Consider the following 25145-nt stretch of genomic DNA (forward strand, 5'->3'; position numbering starts at 1 on the left):
TTTGAGATTGGATAATTAATACCAAGATAGTACAGTTGGAGTTTATTATCAATGGTTTAGGGATATTTAGGATTCCCCTTTTATCGCGGTTTTGGCGCGGAGGATAGCGAAGCGATCGATGCTTTATACCATCCTTGATACTTGCGCCGGGAAAGTTTCTATCTCCCTGCAATCGCTGCGCTTTGCTTAATAACCTGCGACATGGATCAACTACCTGATTGATAATTAAGTTATTTAACGATTTTTGCTGTGATATAAAAGTCAGGATCAATAGCAAACGAGTCGACAGCAAGAGAGGATTCTAATTTCAGTGACTGCCAGTTTGTTGATGGGGTGATCCAACGTTGATCAGTCAATTTGATTTTAACGGGCATGGTAAGGCCGTTTATACAATTTGTAAATCTGTATTCGAAGTTTTTTCCATCAATTTTATACTCCAATACAGGGATCTGTGCGGTTCTTAAGTACTGGTCAAACATCTTGCTAAGATTTTTTTTGCTGATTTTACTGATATAGTTTTCAATCTGTGCCGAATTAACTGATTGGTGATAAAAGCTTCGGTTAAGTCCTCGTAACACTTCCCTGAATTTATCGTCATCATTGATAATTGCCTGCAACATGTGGATTAAAACCCAGCCCTTCAGATAAGCGTCGTCACCTCCGTCTTTAAAAATATTGTCAGGAGAAATTACTGGGGCTTTGTTGCCTATCCGATTGGTGGTCCTGCTCAAAAAGAAATCATGAGATGCCTCCGGCCCGTAAAGATCGGCAATAACCAACTCCTCCGCATAACCGGCAAAGCCTTCCTGTAGCCAGCCGTAGGCAGGATCATTTGCCGTTATGTTGTTGCCAAACCATTCGTGCGCTGTTTCGTGAACCACCATCCGGTCGGTTTTTTGATCCCAATAAGTTAGCCGTTTGGGATTTAGGCCAAAGCGCCCCAACCTAAACTTGTTTCCATAGCCGATAGCGCTTTGATGTTCCATTCCTATATACGGTGCTTCTACCATCTTAAAGCCGTCGCTGTAAAATGGGTATGGACCAAACCAGTGCTCAAATGATGTTAAAGTTTTTTGGACTTCGGCAACCAGATAACCTTTTACCTTTTCCTGGTTATAATCCAGCACCCAAAAATCCAGATCAAGGTTACCGCGTTCGCCCTTAAATTTGTCACTTACATGCGCATATTTCCCTATGTAAAAGGTAAGTCCATAATTATTTATCGGGTTATTTACAGCCCAGGTGTAGCTTGTGGTGCCGTCTGTATTTTTAAGTTGCCGCTGAAGCCTTCCATTTGATACAGCGACTAATGTATCTGGGGTAATTATAGTAACCGAAGCTCCTTTATCGGGTTTATCGCCGATGTAAACCTTACATGGAAACCATACACTCGCACCTGGCAATTGACAGGCCACAGCCATCCATGGCCTGCCTGCCGAATCTGTTTGCCATACTAAGCCGCCATCCCAGGGCGGATTAATCGATTGCCTCGGCTTGCCCGAATAGTATATGGTAATGTTTTGAATATTGGATCTTGATTTCTCCGGAGGCTTTATAAACCACGCATCGCCGTTTTTTGTAAATGTTAAGTTTGCGACTCCTGCTTTTACGCTATCTATTTTCAGGGGCGATTGCAAGTCTATTTGCATTAGTGCGGTGTGTTTTGCTTTTACAATTTTATATTGTATTGCATTTTGGCCGCTTATGGTTTTATTAATGTAATCTGGCTTTACAATCAGATCGTAGCGGAGCACATCCCACCAGGCTCTTTCGGGTGTCATCGATCCTTTTAATGTATCTTGATGGGTTGTTTTAACCGGCCCGGTGTTCTGCTGGGCTATTAGTTTACAGGTAAGCAGGTTTAGGATTAGGATAGCGGCTATTCTTTTTATCATTGGGCGGTTTTGCGTTGTAAGTGAAGGTAGATGTTATTACTATTACTTGTCGTAAAGATCACATCGCCTAAACATAATAAATTGCTTCAATCCTTTAAAGTTGCCTTCAATATTCCATGATTCAGCGTATTTTACAATGTCGTCAAGACCCGAATCCCAGGGTTGATTATTGAAAAGGCACTCGCCGATAATTGTTCCGTCGGCCCGTTTTGAAATATAGATTTTTAGCCAGTTAAATTTATTGCCGGTTAACAGTCCGGTTATTTTATCCCTTAAAACTTCAAAAAGGTAATTCCATTCTGGCTGATGCTCCCATTGCCCCTGAACCATTAAATCGCCCAATTTGGGATGCCAAAGCACCTCGCTTTCATGGTTTTTTATCAACAGATCTGCCTCGGGATCATGAGTATCCAAAAAGCCCTCCATTATGGGCTTAAATGTGCTGTTAAGATAGTTATCCAGGCCGGCGTCTATTTTGCTTTCTATAGTTTCTCCCGCACCGGTAAGGTTTTCATCAATTCCATGCGGAAAAAATAATGGATGCACAGTTAAAACTCTGAGCTGCATTAAATAGGGGTGGATGTTGGGAACATCGATAATTACGGCGGAGATCTCTAATTCTGAATTAACTATTAAGGTGAGGTATTGCGGATGCCGCTCAACCCTATAATCCATATCAAGTAATTTGCTTTTTAATACCTCGAGCAGATAGGAGTTATTGTCGATTGGCTGGGGAATTATTTCTTCTTTCGGGATTTGTTCTGTTGGTTTTCTCTTAAAAAGGTCGAATAGCCCCATGATACTTTTTGTTGCGATTACTGGTTTAGTTATTCTACCAAAAGTAAGGATGATTTTTTTATTATTCACCTCTGTTCGTTCGTAATTGCTTGTGCCCCCTATTGCATACATATTTATCAAGCGTCTCCGACCAGGAATCGCCCGGACATGATGCAGAGGCACAAGTAAGCTCCTACCCAGACAGCCGCAGAATATTTGCGCCGGCGGAAAAAACGTATTTTATCTTTAAAACTTACTTAGCCGGAAAATGCTGACCAATTACGAAAATTGCAGCCATTAAAGCAATAATAGCACCCAATACTCCCCATAATTGAGCTGGTTTCATATTCGAAACTAAATCGCCAATGGTTAATTCATCAGGAACAACTTTCTTTTTTTCGACAGCAACATCATTTTTGCTGAGACTGAGTGCCTCTACCTTGCTTTTCCAGCTCGCCAAAACTCCATTAAACTCAACGGTGGATAATGAACTTTGGTTGAGTTTTACCGTCATCACATACCAGTCGTTCCCTTTTTCCAACAACCCTTCGGCGCGTACCCCTTCTTCCACTATGACCAAAATCGGGAGGTTTTTGGCGTATGCAATTGCCGGTTCAATTTGATTCCATGGAGTGGCAAATTTGGTTACTGAAAGAGGTATTTCATTAGTACCGCCCCGTTTTTCAATACCACTTTCAAAATAGGTTCGTTCAAGTGCAATAACCAAAATCCCCGAGCATTCATCCATCAAAGCTTTTATTGATTTTAAAGGCGAGTCAGAACTGAATGTATTTCTTCCGATTGTGTTGGGGATCAAATTTTCGCTTCTGAGCCGGTCTTCTATAGATTTTACAAAATCTTCCTGCTGCGGGGTTGCTGTACCACCAACGCTAATAAAAACTTTTGGTTGATCCATAATAATTAAATGAGGTTAGCTATTATACATTGACAATCAGGTTTATAACTACCTGTAAGTTAGATATAATAAATACAATTTAATATGTTTTTTAAAGAAACCGCGCTTGCCCCTAAGGAGTTTATGTTTTGGGAAGCAGTAGAGATTAACAAAAAGTGTAGTTAAGCCTTCTCGTTTTTATGTACGTTTTTCAGTAAATAGAAAGTGCTGTCGCTTTAAAGGTTCGAACGGTGACTTGTAGATGTCTAAATCATAAGTATTGAAGAGCAATAGCACAAATGAGTTGTATAAACGTATTTGTGCTATTATTTAGATTTTATACCCTTTCTTCTATTGTTAGGGTTTCTTTTATTTCCATGGTATCTATTTCATCAAATGTTATATGCGCTAATTTTATTTTGAGATCATTTAAAATATTATTAACCCGGCTTTCAACAAATTGATCGATTGCATTGTCAGGTAATACGCCGCTTCTTGCCCATGTCAAGATATCATTTGAAAGTAAATGAGAAGGTAAGATCGCTTCGAATTCTTGGTTATCATAATCTTTTATATATTCAAGTGGGTTTCTGTTTGTGATATAACGATTTGTGATTTGCGTTAAATAAGCAATATTCATTAAGCTATCGCTGGTGATTTTATTTTTATGCTGATTGTTTAAAACATACTCGGAATTTGTTGGGAAGATATGATGAAGATTAGGTTTATCGGTTGTAAAAAAGAAGTTTTGAACCAATACATCCCTGTCACAATGTTCCCAGTCTTTCGGCTGAGCACTCGCATACAACGCCAAGATTGCTCTACTCATCCTGCCTTTTGAACTATAAGTAGCAGAACGAAGCCGTTGCTTATCGATTAAGAACCTGTCAAAAATGTAAGACGTTTTTTTACTGTTTAAGAAATCCAGGTGTTGAGCTAAATGCGTTGTGTTACTTAATAGGTCATAGCTATGAAAGCTATTAAACCAAAAGTATTTTTTTAGTAATTCGTAGCAGGGAGAACTGTTTTGATAAAAATAAGCGCTTACGGTAAAATAGAAGTAGCGAAATGGTATTAAATAGGGTGTCTTGATATGCAAGTGGTTTTCAAAAAAGTCAAAGGTTTTTAAGATTGCTTTTTTTGCTTCATCCCAAACTGCTAAGATGTGTTCGGTTTTTATTTCGTTCAAATAACGGTCGGTAATATTTCTTACGCCGCTATTTGGTATATTTTGATTAATGATTACTGCCAATATTTGTAAATAGTCAATATCGCTGATTTTTAGAAATTCACTATTGTTGTGATCTCTAAAATCGTTAATAAGATCTCGCAGATAAAATCCTTTTTCTGTTGAGGTTGCAGGTTTAAATGTTTTTGCAACCACTATATCGAAAATATTTAATGGTTTTCCTGCTTGATTTATCCGTTCAAAAATTTGGCAAACCTCTGACACTTGAATACCCTTAACCTCGATAAACGAAATCCTATAGTTGTCAAGAACTCCTTTGATTTTTGCAAGTTCGGCCAATATTGGATGGTTAAAATCTTTGTTTACAGTAGTACTATTAAATACGTTAGCCTGGATATTTGTAAAATTGTTTTTGATGTCGATAAGTTTAACAATTAAGCCATCTTCAAAACGCTGTTTTTTACCAATGTTTGATCGTATTTCTCCATTTCTATCGTCAATGTCAGCCCAGAATAGAAATCTATTTCTATAGCTTTCATCATCAGTATCGTTATCAATCGGAATTGTAAGATCAACGTAAAGCAATGGATCAAAGCCAGAGCGGCCTTCAATTGTTCCACCGTATAAGGAGGTTAAAAGCGATGTCGTTCGCTGTTGTCCATCAAGAATGTATTGGTATTCAGTTCGGGTAAAATTAATATCTGTTATTTGATGTCCCCCAATTTGTCTGTGATTTTGAAGTTTTAAATCGGTCTTCCAAATAAGTATACTCCCCAATGGGTAAAATTTGTAAATACTATCCCAAAGCTTTTTTACATTTTCTTGTTGCCAGACCACATCACGCTGAAAAGTTGGGATTTGATAATTTTTTGCTATAAGTTCCTCAAGATAAGTTGTTAGCCCTTTGTTCGTAGGGAATATTCGGTCGGTATAATTCATATTGTTTAATTAGGTCTGGAAAGCGATTCGCAAATTGGTTTATGCCTATTCTGTTCAATATTATAAAAGAAGGGATAATATTTCAATAGGTGTTTTCACTGAATTACATTATGGTTGCAATTGATAAGTTCCTTCCTTATGATCACCCACAACCGCACAATCACTGTTCGAAAACGAACACTTTCGTAGATTGAATTCCAATATAAATATCTGATAATCAGAATTTTAAAAACAAGGCATGTAATTAGCTGAATTTCAGGCATAAACCATTACAATTATGCTTAAAAATTACCTGTTGGTTGCTTTTAGAAACCTATCTAAAAACAAAGCCTTCTCTGCTATTAACATAGTAGGATTGGCTATTGGAATGGCTGCGTGCCTGCTCATTTTACAATATGTTAGCTTTGAGCTTAGCTTCGATGATTTTCATATCAAAAAGGACCGTGTATTCCGCATTAATCAGGACAGGTATAACAACGGCAAATTAAGCACACAATGGGCCGGCGGGGCTTTCGCCCCCGGTAACGCCTTTAAAGCCGAGCTGCCCGAAATTGAGGAGTACGTAAAGATTGTGGGGGCGGGCCAAACCATCGCCAACTATAAAGATCAGAAAATGGTAATCCAGAATGTTTACTATGTAAGTGATGCCTTTTTCAAAACCTTTACTTTTCCGCTGATAAATGGGGATCCTAATACAGCCCTTAAAGAACCTAATACTGCAGTAATTACCCGGCAAATTGCCGGTAAGCTTTTTCACGGCCTAAACCCTGTTGGCCAAACCTTGTATATCAATACAGACAAGCCGCTTAAAATTACAGGGGTGATGGAAAATATGCCTGCCAATACGCATATGAATTTTGATATCATGCAATCGTATGCTACACTTCTTAAGGAAAATCCACCTAATAAAGATTACAACCTTGATAATGCCTGGCTTAATGACGGCTGTACAACATATCTGCTATTAAAGCCCGGTGTTGATCCGCGTAAGCTGGAGGCTAAATTTATCCCGATAGTGAAAAAGGCTTATGATAAGTATCCCGGCTCGGGCGAAGGTGGTATTTATACGCTGCAACCGATGAAGGATATTCACTTGTACTCCAATCGTATGCTTGAGTTTCAGCCCAATGGGGATGGCAAATCGGTATACCTGCTTTTGGGCATTGCCATTTTTGTGATCGTCATCGCATGGATCAACTACATCAACCTGGCTACTGCCCGCGGCATTGGTCGTGCCAAGGAGGTTGGCGTACGCAAAACCTTAGGTTCGGCTAAAGCACAGTTAATTACCCAGTTTATGTTGGAAGCTATGATGCTTAACGCCATGGCGATAGGGCTCGCCTTACTAATCATTATGGCTTGTTTGCCGGCTTTTGCTAATATTTCGGGTATGCAAATGGGCTTTACTTTGTTTACAAAAGCAGCTTTCTGGCTGGCTGTTTTGGGCATTTTCGTGTTGGGCTCGTTCTTCAGCGGGTTTTACCCGGCCATTGTATTATCGGCCTTCAGACCGGTTGAGGTAATGAAAGGCAAGATCCTGGCCTCGCCAAGAGGTGTGGTATTGCGTAAGGGCATGGTGGTGTTTCAGTTTGCCGCATCCATATTTTTGCTGATCGGCTCACTTACCGTTTTCAAACAGCTTAAATATATGCAGAGCCAAAAGTTGGGGGTAAAAATAGATCAGACCCTGGTTATCAAAGCCCCGCTGGTTAAGGTTGATTCGTTTTATCGCAGCATGAGCTCATTTAAGCACGAATGCCTGGCTCAAGCAGCCGTTAAAAGCGTAACGGTATCAACCTCAATCCCCGGCGAACCTGTTGGCTGGAATGCTGGTGGCATTAAGCTGGTAGGCTCCGATCAAAGCACAAGCAAGCAATACCGTATCATCGGCGCCGATTATGATTACCTTAACGCTTACGATATTAAACTGATAGCCGGTCGCAAATTTTCGAAAGAGTTTGGCGACGAACCGCATAAGGTGGTATTTAACAAAAAGGCTGTTGAACAATTGGGTTTCAGCAAACCTGCCGATGCCCTGGGCAAACGCATTGATTTTTGGGGACAGGTTTATGAGATAATAGGCGTGGCCGATAACTTTCACCAGCAATCGTTACATGATGCTTATGATGCCATTATTTTCCGCTGTATCCCCGATGTGAGGGGGCAGGTATCGGTAAAGGTAAGTACCACCAATATACCCCAAACCATTGCCGAACTTAAGCAAACCTGGGCAAGCTTTTTCCCCGGCGATCAGTTTGATTATTTCTTTTTAGATCAGTTTTTTAACAAGCAATACAAAACCGATCAGCGCTTTGGGCAGGTATTTGGTGTATTTACCGGCATTGCCATTTTTGTAGCCTGCCTGGGTTTATTCGGCCTGGTATCATACACCATTGTGCAGCGAACCAAGGAGATTGGCATCCGCAAGGTACTGGGTGCTTCCGTGAACAGTATTTTAACATTGCTGTATAAAGACTTTGCCCTGCTGGTGGTAGTATCTTTTATCATATCGGCCCCGATAGGCTGGTATGCTATTCACCAATGGCTGCAAACCTATGCCTTTAGGATGGATATTAACTTCTTGCTGTTTGTTATCCCGTTTTTCCTGGTATTGCTGGTAGCATTTGCAACAGTATCATTCCTGAGTGTAAAAGCGGCGCTGATGAACCCGGTAAAGAGTTTGAAAACGGAGTAGGCGGGATAGAAGGAGAGAAAAAATAAGCCGCCGCCGCTCGGCTCCAGCCGAGTGGCTATTATCCACAGGCCTCTGGCCTGCATTATCTACAGCGGCCAGAGGCCGTGAAATAGTTACCACTCGGCTGGAGCCGAGCGGCGGCGAAAGAGGTAGGGCCAAAACATTTACAATCCGCTGTTGGTTGGCTGTTTACACCATATCAACTAATTGCGTACTTTGCTTTATGCTTGTTTTAACTGTACCCGAAAAAGCTTCTATCCCTACTTACACGCTTGCACCAAATGGCCATGGCGGCAAGGTTATGATAGATGTGCGCGAAGCCGGCGGGCGATGCGGAGAGTTTAGGCTCGATCCCGCCTTTCTGCAGCCTCACCGTAAGGACTATTACTTTTTTGTATTGGTTAAAAGTGGTGCTAACCGCCATTGGATAGATTTTGTACCCTATACCATGAAGCCCGATACATTTTATTTTACCGTGCCGCAGCAGGTACATCTTAAGGAGCACACGGGACCTATAGAAGGGATAATGATGAGCTTTACCGACGAGTTTTTACAACTGGAAGATAACCGCATACTTAAACAACTTCCCATTATCCAAAACCCCGCCGCAGCTCACGAAATAAAACTTAGCCCTCCAGATTTGGTTTTTATTGAAGATACCATGCGCAAAATGCTGGTTGAATTTAATGCCGATGGTACCTGGCGTAATCAGATGCTTACGTCGTGGTTGCGGGTGCTGGTGATATACCTCAGCAGGTTGTACAGCGAGCAATATAATGAAACCTGTATTACCTTAAATTATTGTCTGCTCAAAAGCTTTCAGTCGCTTATAGCCGAGCATTATGCCACCCAGCATGATGTTGCAGCTTATGCCGAAAAGCTGAACCTAACGCCCGGGCACCTTACCGATGTTATTAAACAGCAAAGCGGTAAAACGGCTATTGCCCATATTCATGAACGATTGATTGTTGAAGCAAAACGCCGCTTACTGCACACGGAGCTCTCAGTAAAACAAATCGCCGATGAACTTGGTTTTGATGATGCAGCTTACTTCAACCGCTTCTTTAAACGCCTTACCGATACCACGCCGATTGCATTCAGGATGCAAATCCGGGAAATGTACAGTTAATGCCCTGCTATGTGCAGCGGTAAAAATATCTGCCCGCCATAGCTTTGTGTTATGGAAAAACAAACAGTTTTAATAACCGGAGCCAATAAAGGCATTGGCTTTGAAAGTGCCCGCCAACTGGCTAATGCCGGTTACTACATTTACCTGGGCAGCCGTGATCAGGATAGGGGGCAAAAAGCAGTTGAACAACTCAAAGCCGAAGGTTTAAATGATGTTGAACTATTGCTGATAGATGTTACCAATGAAGCATCGGTACAAAAAGCTCATGATGAATTAGCCGCTAAAATAGACCATCTGGATGTGCTCATCAATAATGCGGGTATTCCCGGAGCTTTCCCGCAAAAGGCCGATACTGTAAGTGATGATACCATGAAGGAAGTTTTTGAAGTTAACTTTTTCGGTGTGATCCGCACAGTACGTATTTTTATCGACCTGGTTAAAAAGTCGCCAAACCCAAGGATTGTTAACGTTACATCCGACCTTGGTTCGTTAACCTACCACAACGATCCTAACTGGGAACACTACGAGGTTAAGTCGGCCGCTTATGGCCCGTCGAAAACTGCATTGAACGCTTATACAGTTGCCCTGGCTTACGACCTTAAAGACCAGGTTAAAGTAAACATGGTAAACCCCGGATATACCAATACCGAATTTAACGGCAACCGCGGGCCCAAACCAGTAGAAGACGGTGCAGCGCCAATAGTTAAATATGCCATGATAGGCCCTGATGGCCCTACAGGTAAATACTTCAGCGATTACGGTGAAAGCCCGTGGTAAGTTTTTGAGAGGCGAGAGTTAAGAATCATGATTTAAGAATCAACCTCTCCTCGCCACCGCGACATTGCAATGACATCTTTTCATTAGATGGCTGGCTGTTGTAACTCTAATACGTAAAATGCAAAAAAAGACCCCGGCAAGCCAGGGTCTTTTAATTATTTGCTTATCTCAATATGCTTAAAGTTTTTACTAAACTTAAACGCTATCGTTTTGTCATCGTTGATCTGGAACTCTTTTACGCTCTTGCCATCTACCATTATTTTGGTTGGGGCAAATGGTAAACCTATCAGGTTAAAGTGGTAGCCATCGTAACGTGGAGTGTACAAACCTTCCATGCTTTGATCAATGGTTACTGATCTTGAGTTTCCATTTACCACAAATTTCTTTTCGAGGTAAATATCCTGTTCGTAGGCAAAAGTTTCGCCGTAATCTTCAAACAGGAATGAGTTAACTTCGTAATCTGTATAGTAGATATTTAGTTTTACTTCTTCAATTTCCTGCTGACCAACGTATTGCATTACCGGGTACTCAGGGATAACCGAACCTGCCTTAATGAATACAGGCATGGTTTCAAGCGGTGTATCAACAGATACTTCCTTGCCGCCGTCAACAACTTCATATGTCCAGAAGTTGTACCATTTGCCTTTTGGCAGGTACACATTACGCTTAATCTGACCTGGCTCCATTACGGGGCAAACCAAAATTTTATCGCCATAAGTAAACTCATCCTGACGGAAATGGTTCAACTGCGTATCCTGCTCATGCATCACTACCGGCCTCAAAATAGGGAAACCATAACGGTGATGCTCCCAGAAAGTAGAGTACAAATAAGGAATCAGTCGGTAACGCAGCTCGATAAATTTACGATTGATAGCGGTGAATGGCTCACCAAAGCTCCATGGCTCGCGCTCTTTGGTATCACCTGCCGAGTGCGCACGCATAAACGGCGAGAAGGTACCCATCTGAATCCAGCGGGTAAACAGTTCGCCATCGGGCTCACCGCTGAAACCGCCAATATCTGTACCGCAAAACGGTATGCCGGAAATTGATAAACGCTGGCACTGGATATTACCTAGTTTCAGGTGCTCCCATGAAGCCACGTTATCACCTGTCCACACCGATGAAAAGCGTTGTACGCCCGAGTATCCCGCCCTTGTGATGGTGAACGGGCGTTTATTTTTCATAATTTTGCGCAAACCCTCGTAGGTTGAACGCACCATCTGCATGCCATAAATATTATGCGCCTTACGGTGCGAACCGCGGTAACCGTCATATTGGTGGCGCACATCATCAGGGAAAGTACCTGCACCAAATACGGCAGGTTCGTTCATATCGTTCCAAACACCGGCAACGCCCATTTGCACCAGTTCGTCAAACAAACCGCCCCACCATTCACGAACTTCGGGGTTGGTAAAATCAGGAAACTGACAGCGGCCAGGCCATACGTGACCCTCCATAAAATAATCGTCGCTGCGGCGGCAGAAATAGCGCTTCTCCTTCCCTTCCCTAAATACCGAGTAGTTATCATCCACACGAATACCGGGGTCGATGATCACGACCGTTTTAAAACCATCGGCAGCAAGCTCGCTGATCATCTTTTTAGGATCGGGGAAATACTTACGGTTCCAGGTAAAGCAGCGGTAACCATCCATATAATCGATGTCCAGGTAGATACCATCACAGGGGATCTGGTTTTCACGGAAACCTCTGGCTATCTTCCTAACCTTGGCCTCAGGATAATAGCTCCAGCGGCATTGATGGTAACCCAGCGCCCAAAGCGGTGGCATAGGGTGCGTACCAGTTAAGGTATGGTAGCTTTTTACGACGTCCATCATGTGCGGACCGTGGATATAATAATATTGCAGCTCGCCACCATCGGCCCAGAAACTTGTTTTAGTCCTGTCTTCGGCGCCAAAGTCAAACTGCGCTTTAAATGTATTATCAAAGAAGATACCGTGTGCTATGCCATCATTTACGCTGATGTAAAAAGGGATGCTTCGGTACAAAGGATCCTGGTTCCACTGAAATGAATAGGCGTCGGTGTTCCAGTTTTTAAGCCTTTTACCTCGCAGGTTAAATTCAGTTGGTTTATCTCCTAAACCAAAAAAGCTTTCATCAGGCGCACATGTTTTAGTGCAAAATACATAATAGCCACCTGCCTGCACGTTTTCTTCCCAGTGCATAGGCACGGCATCCATACTGGTTACATGGCTGTTACTATCAGAAAAAGAGATAAAAAAATCTTTTTTACGAATGTGGCAGTTTACCTTGTAAGTTGATACCCTAAACTCGTTATCATCTTCGTGAAGATTATAATCAACATGCTTATTAGGCAGCTTAGGTACGCCGTATGAAAAATCATCCAGGAATACACCATGAGGGGCAAGCCTTACCCGAATGATCTCGTCTGCTACAACTATCACCTCAACTTTAGCATCACCATCGGTAAAATAGAACTTATTTCCCGTTTGTGAAGCCCTGGTAGGGATACCAAGGTATTTTTTTACTACCGGCTTAATGCCATCGGCAGGGTTATTAAGGTGGTGAAACTCCTCTTCTTCTTCAAGTAAGTTTTCTACTTCAACTAACTTACTGGTTATCAATTCCGGATTTGGGGTATTACTTTCCATTCAAACAAATTAGTGGGTTCAGCAAATATGTATAAAGTGTCCTTGCTACGCAATATACAACAAATGGTTTAACGAAAAAATCATTAACCGTGCCAATTGTTTATCTTTAATTCAATTTGCGGCTTCAATAATCTGGATTTTTTTGCCATCCCGAACAAAAAGAACGGCTACTGCCGCCAGAAACATAAATACACCGGCCATTACCAGTGCATATATGGCATGCCCACTGTAAGCATATTTCACTATCGGACCACCAATAATACCGTTAACTATTTGAGGAAACGTAATGAAAAAGTTAAAGATGCCCATATAAACGCCAATCTTGGAAGCAGGTATAGAGCTTGATAAAATAGCATACGGCATAGCTAAAATACTTCCCCAGGCCAATCCTATCCCTATCATAGAAAGCACCAATAACTTAGGGTCATTTATAAAAAATATCGATATCAATCCCAGGCCACCCATAGTTAAAGAAAAAGCATGTGCACGTTTGCGGCTTAATTTTTTCACTATACGCGGTAGCAGCAGCGCATAAATTGCCGAAACAGCATTATAAACACCAAATAATACGTTCACCCAATTAGCAGCATCGTTATAGGCTACCGATGAAGTGTCTCCGGCAGGTATATGGTATACATGATCGGCCACGGCCGGGGTGGTAAATACCCACATCGAGAACAACGCGAACCATGAAAAAAACTGCACCAGTCCCAGTTGTTTCATAGTTTTAGGCATATTGGCCAAATCGCTGAAAATTTCGGCCAAACCGCCTTTATGCCCTGATTCAGATTCATCCTTTTCATGAAAAGTGGCGTAAACTTCGGGGGGATATTCTTTAGTGCGAACCACCGTCCATAGGATGGCTCCTATCAAAACTGCCGCACCAATATAAAAAGAGTAAAGTACGTTATCAGGTACGATGCCGGGTTGCGCAGTTTTTCCAATTCCAAACCATTCGGCAAAAACATAGGGCAGCCATGAGCCTATCACTGCGCCAACACCTATCAAACAGGTTTGCATGGAGAAACCTGTAGTGTGCTGGCTATCGGGCAAATTATCGGCCACCAAAGCCCTGAACGGCTCCATAGCTACGTTGAACGAGGCATCCATGATCATGAGCATGCCCGCTCCTACTACTATAGGCGGGATCAGCGCTGCCAGCATAGATGAGTTGGGCATAAAGAACAAAGCCAAACCGGATAAAATGGCGCCGGTTAAAAAGTAAGGGCGGCGACGGCCAAGGCGGTTCCAGGTCCTGTCGCTGTAATGACCAATGATAGGCTGAACAATCATGCCTGTTATAGGCGCAGCCAACCAAAACCACGACAAATGCTCTACATCGGCCCCAAAAGTTTGCAGGATCCGACTGGCGTTACCTGTTTGCAGGGCGAAGCCAAACTGGATGCCCAAAAAGCCGAAGCTCATGTTAAAGATCTGCCAAAAGCTTAATCGTGGCTTTTGCGCAATGGTTGGTTTATTTTGGTTCATTGATTCAATAGTTCACTGGTTCATTGGTGCCCTGTAGTTTTTACCACACCATGTCATTGGGAGCGAAGCGTGGCAATCGCATACTTTACAGGGCAATTATGCCTCCGTGCGATTGCTTCGTCGTTCCTCCTCGCAATGACATATTGTAAGCGGCTAAAACTCCAGCAACAATCCGCTCATGGCCGGCAGGCATACTTCAACACCATTTTTAATGTCATCGGTATTGAATTTAGCTCCGCTTAGCAGGTCGGTGAATTGTTTATGGCCGCTTTGATTTAATTTTGTTAACAGGTCATCCGGAAGTTTTATTGTTAGTTTACGCTCGCTCCGGTTAAAATTGGTTATTACTAATACGCGCTGATCATTGGTATAACGCGCGTAGATATACAAACGGGTATCAAACCCCGGCTGACGCTCATTGGCCATCATCAGCTCATAAAACGCGCCCGATTTTAGGGCCTCGCTGTTATGCACTGCCGTAAGCAGGTTATGGTAAAAGCCACGAAGCTTTTGCTGGTCTGCCGATAACTGCGCCCCATCGTACTCATGGTTATTCACCCATTTTTGGTGCTGAGGCACGCCCCAGTAATCAAATATAGAAGTACGACCGTCATTGCCGCTAAAACCTTCGGTACCGATGGCGGGCTCCCCTACTTCCTGACCAAAATAAACCATCACCGGACCAGTGTTCAGCGTAGCGGTAACAATCATACCCGGAACAGCCAGCCATGGGTTACCTGCAAAATCATTTGAGGCGATGCGCTGCTCGTCATGGTTTTCCATAAAGCGGAGCATGTGTTCGTCGATACCTTTGCTATCGTGGTTCCAGACAGCATTGATCTCCCAGGTAGATGAGTTGTGCTCATCGCGGGTAAGGCGTTTGATGGCATCATACAGGCCCACCTTATCGTACAGGTAATCAAACTTGCCTTTAAAAATATAATCGTTGTATTTGCCTTTGTCGTAAGCTTCACCAATGAAAATAATGCCTGGATGCTCTGCTTTAAGCTTAGGGATTACCCATCCCCAAAACTCAATAGGCACCATCTCCACCATATCGCAGCGGAAACCATCCACGCCTTTTTCGCTCCAGTAATGCAGGATATCATAAACTTTATTCCAAAGCGGTGGGATCGGGTCGAAATGACCTCGACGGTGATCCATATAATCAACACCGTAGTTCAGCTTCATGGTTTCGAACCAATCATTAATAGATGGCGCAGCGCTGAACACATCGTTACCGGTAGCTTTAGCAGGGTTTTCATCGAATTTCCCATCCTTCAGCGGGCTTTTAAACTCATCCCCTCCCGGGTTGTAACCCGCCGGTACCACAAAAGGCTGACCGGGCATATAATAAAAATCATTGGTTGGGCTAAAGCCTTTGCTTTTATCATCATCCTCACCAAAATCACGCACACCGGCAGGTTTAACATCCGATTCATAAGTACGGGCAACATGGTTAGGTACCAGATCCATCAGTACTTTTAAACCATTGTCATGGGTACGTTTGATGAGGGCTTCATATTCCCCGATACGGTTTTTAACGTCAACCGCCAGATCAGGATCGATATCGTAATAATCCTTAATGGCATAAGGCGAGCCTGCCCTACCCTTCACAATATCCGGATCATCGACTTTGATACCAAATTGCGAATAATCGGTCATGGTAGCGTGCTCAATTACACCGGTATACCAAACGTAGGTAAAGCCCATTTTCTTTATCTCCTGTAGGGCCTTGTCGTTAATATCGTTCAGCTTGCCAACACCGTTTTCTTCGATAGAACCATTGGTTTTATTAAGCGTTTTAGTATTGCTGAACAGTCGCGGTAGTAATTGATATATAATGAGCTTGTGATTGGTGGTTTGTTCCATGCGTTTTTTAGTATGATGTGTTTTTACCTGTGCCAACGTAATAACGGGCAACATTGTTACAGCAATAAAACAAGTAAATAGTTTATTGCTTTTCATTACGCCTCAACCAGTAATTCATCATTGGCTTTTACCAACTGCTCTTTACCATAAACCAGCACGGTAGTTTCTACATCCGATGCATTTTTGATCTGCACACCTTCTTTGCTCACTTTGATATTCAATAACACACCGCGGAAACCAATATGGAACGAAAACGACGACCATTTTTCGGGGATAAACGGCTGGAACGAAAGTTTACCATCCTTTACCCTCATGCCGCCAAACCCTTCAACAACAGCCATCCAGGTACCTGCCATCGAGGTGATGTGACAACCGTCCTCGGTATCGTTATTATAATCGTCGAGGTCTAAACGGGCGGTGCGGAGATAAAACTCGTAGGCACGGGCTTCGTCACCAAGCTTGGCGGCCAAAATAGCGTGCACGCATGGCGATAATGACGATTCATGCACGGTACGCGGCTCGTAGAAATCGAAGTTGCGGCGAATAGTATCTATATCATACTGATCTTCAAAAAAGTAAATTCCCTGCAATACATCGGCCTGTTTAATATAGCATGAACGCAGAATCCTGTCCCAGCTCCATTTCTGGTTGATAGGGCGTTCTGATGCAGGCAAGTCTTTCACCAGGATCTGCTCTTTATCTAGGTAGCCATCCTGCTGTAAAAACACCTGGCGTTTCTCGTCGTACGGATAATACATCTTTTGGATGATATCCCTGAAACGACCAAACTCGGTTGCTTCATCAAGGTTGGTTTTGCTTACCAGCGCAGCATATTTTTCAGCATCAGCAGCTTTTACTTTTTCAGCAACATCAAGCGTATATTGCATACACCAGGTAGCTATGGTACTGGTGTACCAGTTGTTGTTTACGTTGTTCTCGTACTCGTTTGGCCCGGTTACGCCAAGCATTACATACTGCTGCTTATCATCCGACCAGTTAACCCTTTGCGACCAAAACCTTGCGATACCCAACAACACTTCCAAACCATAATCGCCAAGATAAGCTTCATCGCCGGTATAACGCACATAATTGTAGATGGCAAAAGCAATAGCCCCATTACGGTGGATCTCCTCAAAGGTGATCTCCCATTCGTTATGGCATTCGGTACCATCCATGGTAACCATAGGGTACAAAGCCGCACCATTTTTAAAGCCAAGCAGTTGCGCGTTTTCAATAGCCTTGCCCAATTGTTTATAGCGATAAAGCAGCAGGTTGCGGGTAACCTTTTGCGGGGCTGTGGAGAGATAAAAAGGCACGCAATAAGCCTCGGTATCCCAATAGGTAGAGCCTCCGTATTTTTCGCCGGTGAAACCTTTAGGGCCTATGTTCAGGCGATCATCCTCGCCGGTATACGTTTGGTTAAGCTGGTAAATATTGAAGCGGATAGCCTGCTGGGCCGAGATATCTCCATCAATAATGATGTCGTTATGTTTCCACTTTTCGGCCCAGGCTGCCGCTTGCTCAGCCAGCATGGTATCAAAACCTTTTATGCTGATGCGATCTAAAGTAGCGTTTAACTGGTCAACCAGTTCTTCCTGTTTATAGTTTTGTGACGACAGGTTAGCCGCATACTTAATTACTGTAATGCTTTCGCCTTGTTTTGCTTCTAAGCTAACCTTAGCGGCCACGTATTTCTCTTTTTCGATGGCCTCGGTAGTTGGTTCAATAGCAACACCATTTTGCAGGATGTTAAACTTCATGCCGGTAGCAACCACAAAACCTGTCTTTTTGGTACGCATCACAATGTAACCACCATTGGTTTGTGTGGTCTTGTTTACCTCGTCCCAAAACTTTTCATCGTAATTGGAGTCTTTGTTTACTACATCGCCATCAATTGACGGTGTTAAAGTAATAGCGCCACTAAAGTTTAAGGGCGTAAGGGTGTATTTGATAGCACCGGTTTCATCATCGGCCATGCTGCAAAAGCGGATAGCCTCTACCTTAACTTCTTTCCCTGATTTTGTTTTTGCACGGAAATCACGTTTAAGATAACCGTCCTTCATATTCAACTCCCTGCGAAAGTTTAAAACTTCGCATTTGGCAAGGTCAAGCTGTTCGCCGTCAATTACAACATCAATACCTACCCAGTTTGCGGCGTTGAGTACTTTGGCAAAATATTCAGGGTAACCATTTTTCCACCAGCCTACGCGGGTTTTATCGGGATAATAAACCCCTGCCACGTAGTTACCTAACAGGGTATCGCCACTGTAAGCTTCTTCAAAATTGGCACGCTGACCCATACGGCCATTACCCAAACTAAATATACTTTCAGAAATTTTATTGTAATGAGCGTCGAAGCCTTCTTCAATTATCTTCCACTCATCAGCTTTTATATAGTTTTTCATTTAGCCCCCTCTAAATCTCCCCCTAAAGGGTGAGACTTTTAGTTTAATAGTTTATATTTTTTTTTATGCCTCCATGCAAATCAAAAGCCCTCTCCCTTTAGGGGAGGGTTGGGTGGGGCTACAACTTATACAATTTATCAAGTGTCATTTCATCCAACCCTTTAATAACCAGGTTAGCTCCTGTAAGTACATCCGGCGAGCCGATGCCAACCACTTTCATGTCACCTGCAACGGCGGCTTCAACCCCGGCAATGGCATCCTCAAATACCACACACTCTTCGGGGAACACGCCCAGGGCTTGCGCACCGGCTAAAAACACTTCAGGATCAGGTTTGGCTTTGCTTACTTTGTTGCCATCAATCACCGCATCAAACATATCGGTGATGCCGATTTTCTCCAATATGGTCATGGAGTTTTTACTGGCCGAACCAAGCGCGGTTTTGAGGCCTACCTTACGGCAGGTTGTTAAAAACTCTTTAGCTCCGGGCAAAATCTCATCGGGTTTCATCTGGTTTACCATTTCCATATACCATATGTTTTTTTGGGTAGCCAGTTGCTCCTGTTCGGCTTCAGTTTTGGTAACGCCGCCCCAACCTAATATCAATTGCAGCGAACGCACTCGGCTTACGCCTTTCAATTGCTCGTTCTGGTGCTCGGTAAAATCAAAACCAAGCGAGTTGGCCAATCTTTTCCAGGCTTTATAGTGGTAAACGGCAGTATCAACAATTACACCGTCCAGGTCAAAAATACAAGCTTTTATAGTATTCATTTTCTTGGGTAAAACACAGGGAATTAGTCCCCTAAAGATATTATTTTAATGAGTAACACCGGGGATTAATTCTAATACTAAAGTTGTTTTGGCGGGGATCGTTACTTTATCCAGACCTGTCATCTCATCTGTTAGCACATTTCTCGCTTTTTTGGCATCGCCTATGCGCTCAAAATATCTTGACGTAGCGGTTTCCTGATCTTTCTCACTGCTGTTAAACATGATCATCACCGTTTTCTGGGCATCGTACCTGAAATAAACATAAATGCCATTTTCGGGTACAAACTGCATCATTTTACCTGTTTGCAGCGCAGTAGTGCCTTTGCGGTAATTAGCGAGCTTACTTACATAGTTAAAAGCATCGTTCTCCTTTTTATCACGGCCTTCGGCAGTAAATTTATTTTGCTTGTCGCCGGCCCAGCCGCCCGGGAAATCCTCGCGCACCAAACCATCGGGGTTTGAGTAGTTTTTCATCAGGATCTCATCTCCATAATACATTTGCGGTACGCCACGCATAGTAAGCAGCATAGCCATTGCCGATTTATATTTTGTAATATCCTCGCCCACCATGGATAATAAACGACTCATATCATGGTTATCCATAAATATGGTATTGCGGGTAGCATCCTGGTATAAAAAATCTTGCGCTACTACCGAGTATAGCCGACCAACGCCATCCGTCCAGCCGTCTTTACCGTTTATCGCTTCATAAATAGCATCTTTTAAAACAGCATCTGTTACGCCGGGGAGTTGGGTATCAAAACCGCGGTTAACGGTATTCCCCTGGGTAAAAAATGCCTGGTTAGCAGCAGACCATACGAGCGTTTCGCCAAATATGGAAAGCTTAGGAAACTCGGCTTTAACATCTTTTGCCCATTTAGCCATATACACAGGTTCATTGTAAGGATAGGTATCCAGCCTGAAACCATCGATACCTGCGTATTCCACCCACCAGATGTGGTTTTGGGTAAGATAGTTTTGTACGTAAACATTATTCTGGTTCAAATCGGCCATGCGATGGTCAAACCAGCCATCCTGCATCAACTTGCGGTCCATAGGTGAAGCATGCGGGTCCATTACCGCCGCATCACGGAAATTTGATTTGGTATACGTTGGCCATTGATGTACCCAGCTTTTCATTGGCATGTCCTGTATCAGGTAGCCTTCGGTACCGGCGTGGTTATGTACCAGGTCTTTAATAACCTTTAAGCCCATGCTATGGCATTTTTCAACAAACTTTTTATAAAGATCATTAGTGCCGTAACGCGGGTCTATCTTATAATAATCGGTAACCGCGTAACCGTGGTATGAAGCATGCGGCTCATCGTTTTCAATTTCGGGGGTAAGCCAGATAGCGGTAACACCTAAGTTTTTCAGATAATCGAGGTGATTCATGATCCCCTGTAAATCTCCCCCATGACGGCTGAACATCGAATCGCGATGAATACCCTGCTCACGAAGGTTATTGAATGAGTCGTTAGCAGCGTCACCGTTGCTAAACCTGTCGGGCATAATCAGATAGATCAGGTCTTTGCTGGTAACCCCCTGCGCCCTACCCGCCGACTTGTCGCGTTTGTTAAGCGTATAGCTATAAGTAAGATCCTTTTCACCGGCTTTTTTAAACTTTATCGGGAACGTTCCCGGAACAGCCGATGAAAAAATTTGTAGGTCGACAAATAAATAATTTGAGTTTTCGACTTTATGCACTGCTTTAAGCTTAACACCAGGGTAGCTTAAAGATACGCTGCGCTGCGCGATGTTGCTGCCATGAACCACCAGTTGCAGATTAGGATTGCTCATGCCAACCCACCACGACATAGGCTCAACGCGCTCAAGTGCAGGCGTTTGTGCCTTTACACCCAAAGCAGCCAACAAGCAGCATAAGGTGGATAGTAAGGTTTTTCTCATATAAAAAAATGATAAAAGGATAATTGGTTGGGTTGCAGATAAGCAGCAACCACGCTCCAAATTTATAATAAAATTAATTGCTTGTATGAAAAAAAATTATCCGACACTAATTTTTCGAAGTCATACGAATTACACGAATTGATTTCTCAAACCTGATTCGTGTAATTCGAATAAATTGTGGGCTGCATGCTAATCATTCGTGTTGAAAATTATTTTCTATCTTTATTTGGATTGATTACAAATAATGCCAATATTTGTACCCGTTATGATTGCAACCACCGAATTATCTTTATGGACCGACGTTTTCAGCACCAAAACAGGTGCCGTTTACCAGTGCGATGCGGAGCGTTGCTGGTATATCGATTTCGCCGGTAAGGTTGCCCGGTTTGACCATCGCAATGTCCTGAACTTACGCAAAGCAGTTTATGCTATCGACATTGAGGAGAAGCTCCTTAATACTACTACCGATCCGGACGTAGAAATTATTTTCATCTGCGCCTGCGATCATTGCTATGTACTTTCCCTGGCTCAAATCATCAACCTGAAAGAGCTTTTAGAAGGCACTTTTGTGATGCTGGAACTCAACCATATTATTCACGACCGCCTTTACAGTAACTCCCTGTAATTTAGATCAATTCTCGTTATAATTTAGATTAATTTCATATTATCTTTAATTTAAACTAATATGCTTTAACTGCATTATTATTGCATTATAATTTACCGAAAAGTCATATAACGTTTAATTTATCGAGATCATGAAAGACCTACTCCGCATAAAAAGCTTGATATCTGCAGATATCGAATTGCTTTTAAACCAGCAAGTTAAGAAAGAAGCACTTTCTTCATCAATATATTTAGCCATGGCTTCATGGTGCAACCGTAATGGCTATGATTTTTCGTCTGAATATTTTTTTAAACAAGCCGATGAAGAGCGCCATCACCAGTTAAAATTTTATAAATATATCCTTGATATGGGCGGCAACGCTGTATCACCTGAGGTTACCGGCATTAAACAGGAATATAACTCATTCCGCGAAGTGTTTGAAGAAGCCCTTGACCAGGAGATCAGCGTAACCAACTCTATCAAAAACATTTATGCCCGCTGCATGAAAGAGCAGGATTTTGTTACTATGGAATTCCTGAACTGGTTCCTGAAAGAACAACGCGAAGAAGAATACAAAGCCCGTCGCGCCCTCGAATTATTCGAAGTTATCGGCGAGGAAGGTACCGGCAGGTGGCAGATTGACAAGCATGTTGGTCAGATAAAATATGACAGCGAGGCGTAAAACCTCACCCTGCCTCTCCAAAGGAGAGGGTTCGATAATAAAAAAAGTCCTTTTGCTAATGCAAAAGGACTTTTTTTATTATTGCCTGTTGTCATTTCGATACGAGGAACTAGTTAGAAATCTTATACGCCCTACATATTGATTTGCAAGGCGTATAAGATTTCTCCTCACCCTTTGTTTACAGCCCTCGCTGTTCGACGACAACGTTTTTTGTTGGATTTTTTACTCAATCAAATCCATCAGCTTTAACACTTCTTTAGGATGATATTCTTTCAACCACGTGTTACCGGGCTGAATACTGCATACCGGCGCGTACTTACACCTGTCAGTGCATTCGGTTTCAATCACTTCTAACTCTTCGCGACCATGGTAGTGCTTGATGTACGATTTGGCCAGCTTATACATATCCTTACCGCCACGTTTTCCGCATTTACTGCCTACACATACGTACAGCACTTTATCAGGTATGGTAAATTTGCTCATGATGCTATTTGTTAAAATTGCGTTAATAAATAGCAAAGTTAATGCTAAAACAATGCAAATAGTTGTCTGAACCAGGATTTATTGGATTTATGAGATTAAACGGATCTTTCCTTTTATACTCTTGCCTCCTCTGTTACTAAGTTAGCATACTTTATCGCTCACACCCTGCACGGGGTTTCAATATTGCTTCTTTACTACGCTACTCCCTTTCAATCAAACAAACAGCATAAGCTACCACACCTTCTTCACGGCCTATAAATCCCATTTGCTCATTGGTAGTAGCTTTAATGGAAATATCTTCCTCGCTAATAGCCGCAGCTTCTGCTATATAGGTTTTCATCGCTGGAATATGCGGATTAATCTTTGGGGCCTCGAGGCACACCATGGCATCGATATTGCCGATAACAAAACCTTTTTCTTTTATAAGTGCAACAACATGCTGTAAAAGGATCAGGCTGCTGATACCTTTCCATCTGTCGTCCTTATTTGAAAAGTGAAAGCCTATATCGCGCAGGTTTGCTGCGCCAAGCAGGGCATCGCAAATTGCGTGTAACAACACATCGGCATCTGAGTGACCATAAGCACCGGCATGGTGCTCAAGTTTAACTCCGCCTAAAACAAAGGGGTGATTTTCTTTTAACTGGTGTACATCAAACCCAAAACCTACCTTAATTTTACCCATTATCTTCTTGAAGCATTTGTTGTACCACCAAAACTTGCCGACAAAGTGAAGCGCAGAGTATTGGCCAGGGCACTATTTTGCTGGCTGGCTGCCAGGTATGAAAAATCAAAATCAAAAACACTGTATTTAAACCCTATACCCATGGTAACATAGTGCCTGTCGCCTTTTGACGGGTTTTCGTAAAAATAGCCTGCCCTTACAGCAAACTGCTTGTTGTACCAGTATTCAACACCCGGCGAAAAGCTGATCTCTTTCAGCTCTTCACTAAAGCCACCCGGTGCATCACCAAACGATTGAAAAATACCCGCAGGTACAGATACATTATCATCCTTACCCTTTATAATATTACCATTCACATCGCGCAGCGGCGGAGTTGGTACCAGCAGCTTGTTAATATCAAAAGTTGCTGTAAACTCATTTACATCATCCAACTGCCAGGTATTAGCTACACCTAATTTTAAATTGGCCGGCAAAAAATACTTATTACCTACATCGCTGTAACTGATTTTTGTACCAATGTTTGATATGTGTGTACCAAAGGCAAAAGTGTTGCCATCGCCATAAGGCGCTGTATAGTATAGCGAAACATCGGCGGCAAAGGCATTGCCCGCTTTTGCTGCCTGGCTCGAGCCGGTAGCAAACGAGATGCTTGATATATTAGAGTGAATGTATCGGGCAGTTAATCCCAATGAAAAATTATCACCAAACTTACGGGCAAATGAAACATCCAGTGAATATTCGTTAGGTGTATAAGTACCCTGATCGTTTGTATTATCATCGGTAAGCTGGATAGAACCGTAGTTAAAATATCTCAACGAAGCACCAATGGTATTCCGGTCGTCAATTTTGTGTGCATAGCTCAGGTACGATAAGCTGATATCGGGTACGAGGTGCCTTAACCATGGACTATATGATACCGATAACGCATCATTACTTTCCAGGAATGCAAGCTTTGACGGGTTCCAGAAGTTTGCATTTACATCCGGCGATAAAGCTACACCTGCATCCCCCATAGCTCCTGAACGTGAATCTGGCGAAATGTTTAAAAAAGGGACTTCAGTGGGAATTGCATTAACATTACTTCCGTTAGTATTTGTTTGTGCTGCTGCAGCAATTGGTAACAAAAAGGGGGTAATTATAGCAAGGCCTCGAAATGTAAAAAACTTCATTTGTAGGAGTTAGGTTGTAACAGTTTGTATTTTATAAAAACAGGCTCACGACTTGTTTTACCCTTTCAAGCCTGTATTTATGCTGAAAGTTAAATCAAAAATTTAAATCAACGCAACTAATTTCATCAATTTTTCGTTAAAACCCCTGATAACTGTA

At 42.6% G+C, this 25145-nt stretch carries 18 protein-coding genes; 5 read left to right on the forward strand and 13 right to left on the reverse strand.

From position 1 onward, the window contains the following. Nucleotides 1–230 precede the first annotated feature (230 nt). The 4 genes from ACEN9X_RS04850 to ACEN9X_RS04865 form a co-directional block, all read right to left on the reverse strand. On the reverse strand, nt 231–1895 hold the full coding sequence (locus ACEN9X_RS04850) for a M1 family metallopeptidase (protein ID WP_413669340.1): 1665 nt from the start codon (nt 1893–1895) through the stop codon (nt 231–233). A 42-nt stretch (nt 1896–1937) separates the two neighbouring features. Next, complete coding sequence (locus ACEN9X_RS04855) at nt 1938–2762, reverse strand: DUF6348 family protein (RefSeq protein WP_413669341.1); 825 nt, start codon at nt 2760–2762, stop codon at nt 1938–1940. A 163-nt stretch (nt 2763–2925) separates the two neighbouring features. Further along, entirely contained in the window at nt 2926–3588 is a 663-nt protein-coding gene (locus tag ACEN9X_RS04860; RefSeq protein ID WP_413669342.1) for a hypothetical protein, read from the reverse strand. Nucleotides 3589–3904: 316 nt separating this feature from the next. After that, nucleotides 3905–5695 carry a DUF262 domain-containing protein gene (locus tag ACEN9X_RS04865; protein ID WP_413669343.1) on the reverse strand — a complete coding sequence of 597 codons (1791 nt, stop codon included), beginning with the start codon at nt 5693–5695 and terminating at the stop codon, nt 3905–3907. Between the two features lie 277 nt (nt 5696–5972). Between ACEN9X_RS04865 and ACEN9X_RS04870 the strand changes: the two genes are divergently transcribed. The 3 genes from ACEN9X_RS04870 (at nt 5973) to ACEN9X_RS04880 (ending at nt 10296) form a co-directional block, all read left to right on the forward strand. Beyond that, a complete protein-coding gene (locus ACEN9X_RS04870) occupies nt 5973–8390 on the forward strand; it encodes an ABC transporter permease (protein ID WP_413669344.1) in 2418 nt (805 codons plus the stop codon). 223 nt (nt 8391–8613) lie between these two features. After that, complete coding sequence (locus ACEN9X_RS04875; protein WP_413669345.1) at nt 8614–9519, forward strand: helix-turn-helix domain-containing protein; 906 nt, start codon at nt 8614–8616, stop codon at nt 9517–9519. 51 nt (nt 9520–9570) lie between these two features. Then, a complete protein-coding gene (locus ACEN9X_RS04880) occupies nt 9571–10296 on the forward strand; it encodes an SDR family oxidoreductase (RefSeq protein ID WP_413669346.1) in 726 nt (241 codons plus the stop codon). Between the two features lie 155 nt (nt 10297–10451). Here the strand turns inward: ACEN9X_RS04880 and ACEN9X_RS04885 are convergent, their stop codons facing one another. The 6 genes from ACEN9X_RS04885 to ACEN9X_RS04910 all read right to left on the reverse strand — a co-directional run bounded on the left by ACEN9X_RS04885 (nt 10452) and on the right by ACEN9X_RS04910 (nt 21368). Next, nucleotides 10452–12926 (reverse strand): glycoside hydrolase family 31 protein, encoded by a 2475-nt coding sequence (locus ACEN9X_RS04885; protein ID WP_413669347.1) that lies wholly within the window; start codon nt 12924–12926, stop codon nt 10452–10454. Nucleotides 12927–13037: 111 nt separating this feature from the next. After that, nucleotides 13038–14414: an MFS transporter gene (locus ACEN9X_RS04890; RefSeq protein WP_413669348.1), complete on the reverse strand. Its 1377-nt coding sequence runs from the start codon at nt 14412–14414 to the stop codon at nt 13038–13040. A gap of 153 nt (nt 14415–14567) precedes the next feature. Next, entirely contained in the window at nt 14568–16286 is a 1719-nt protein-coding gene (locus tag ACEN9X_RS04895; RefSeq protein WP_413669349.1) for an alpha-amylase family glycosyl hydrolase, read from the reverse strand. Between the two features lie 95 nt (nt 16287–16381). After that, on the reverse strand, nt 16382–18691 hold the full coding sequence (locus tag ACEN9X_RS04900; RefSeq protein WP_413669350.1) for a glycoside hydrolase family 65 protein: 2310 nt from the start codon (nt 18689–18691) through the stop codon (nt 16382–16384). Nucleotides 18692–18809: 118 nt separating this feature from the next. Next, nucleotides 18810–19460: a beta-phosphoglucomutase gene (gene pgmB / locus ACEN9X_RS04905; protein WP_413669351.1), complete on the reverse strand. Its 651-nt coding sequence runs from the start codon at nt 19458–19460 to the stop codon at nt 18810–18812. A 45-nt stretch (nt 19461–19505) separates the two neighbouring features. Further along, on the reverse strand, nt 19506–21368 hold the full coding sequence (locus ACEN9X_RS04910) for a glycoside hydrolase family 13 protein (RefSeq protein ID WP_413669352.1): 1863 nt from the start codon (nt 21366–21368) through the stop codon (nt 19506–19508). Nucleotides 21369–21633: 265 nt separating this feature from the next. On the opposite strand from ACEN9X_RS04910, the gene ACEN9X_RS04915 reads away from it, so the two are divergent. Continuing rightward, complete coding sequence (locus ACEN9X_RS04915; protein WP_413669353.1) at nt 21634–21993, forward strand: hypothetical protein; 360 nt, start codon at nt 21634–21636, stop codon at nt 21991–21993. 130 nt (nt 21994–22123) lie between these two features. Continuing rightward, nucleotides 22124–22654, forward strand: a complete 531-nt coding sequence (locus ACEN9X_RS04920; protein ID WP_110587071.1) for a ferritin — start codon at nt 22124–22126, stop codon at nt 22652–22654. Nucleotides 22655–22876: 222 nt separating this feature from the next. Here the strand turns inward: ACEN9X_RS04920 and ACEN9X_RS04925 are convergent, their stop codons facing one another. The 3 genes from ACEN9X_RS04925 to porV all read right to left on the reverse strand — a co-directional run bounded on the left by ACEN9X_RS04925 (nt 22877) and on the right by porV (nt 24988). Beyond that, on the reverse strand, nt 22877–23137 hold the full coding sequence (locus tag ACEN9X_RS04925) for a (2Fe-2S) ferredoxin domain-containing protein (protein WP_413669354.1): 261 nt from the start codon (nt 23135–23137) through the stop codon (nt 22877–22879). A gap of 199 nt (nt 23138–23336) precedes the next feature. Next, nucleotides 23337–23819, reverse strand: a complete 483-nt coding sequence (gene ispF, locus ACEN9X_RS04930) for a 2-C-methyl-D-erythritol 2,4-cyclodiphosphate synthase (protein ID WP_091217073.1) — start codon at nt 23817–23819, stop codon at nt 23337–23339. Further along, nucleotides 23819–24988: a type IX secretion system outer membrane channel protein PorV gene (porV, locus tag ACEN9X_RS04935; RefSeq protein WP_413669355.1), complete on the reverse strand. Its 1170-nt coding sequence runs from the start codon at nt 24986–24988 to the stop codon at nt 23819–23821. The genes ispF and porV overlap by 1 nt, the downstream gene beginning before the upstream one ends. Nucleotides 24989–25145 lie beyond the last annotated feature (157 nt).

The organism is Mucilaginibacter sp. Mucisp86 (genome assembly GCF_047324315.1).
Taxonomy (GTDB): domain Bacteria; phylum Bacteroidota; class Bacteroidia; order Sphingobacteriales; family Sphingobacteriaceae; genus Mucilaginibacter.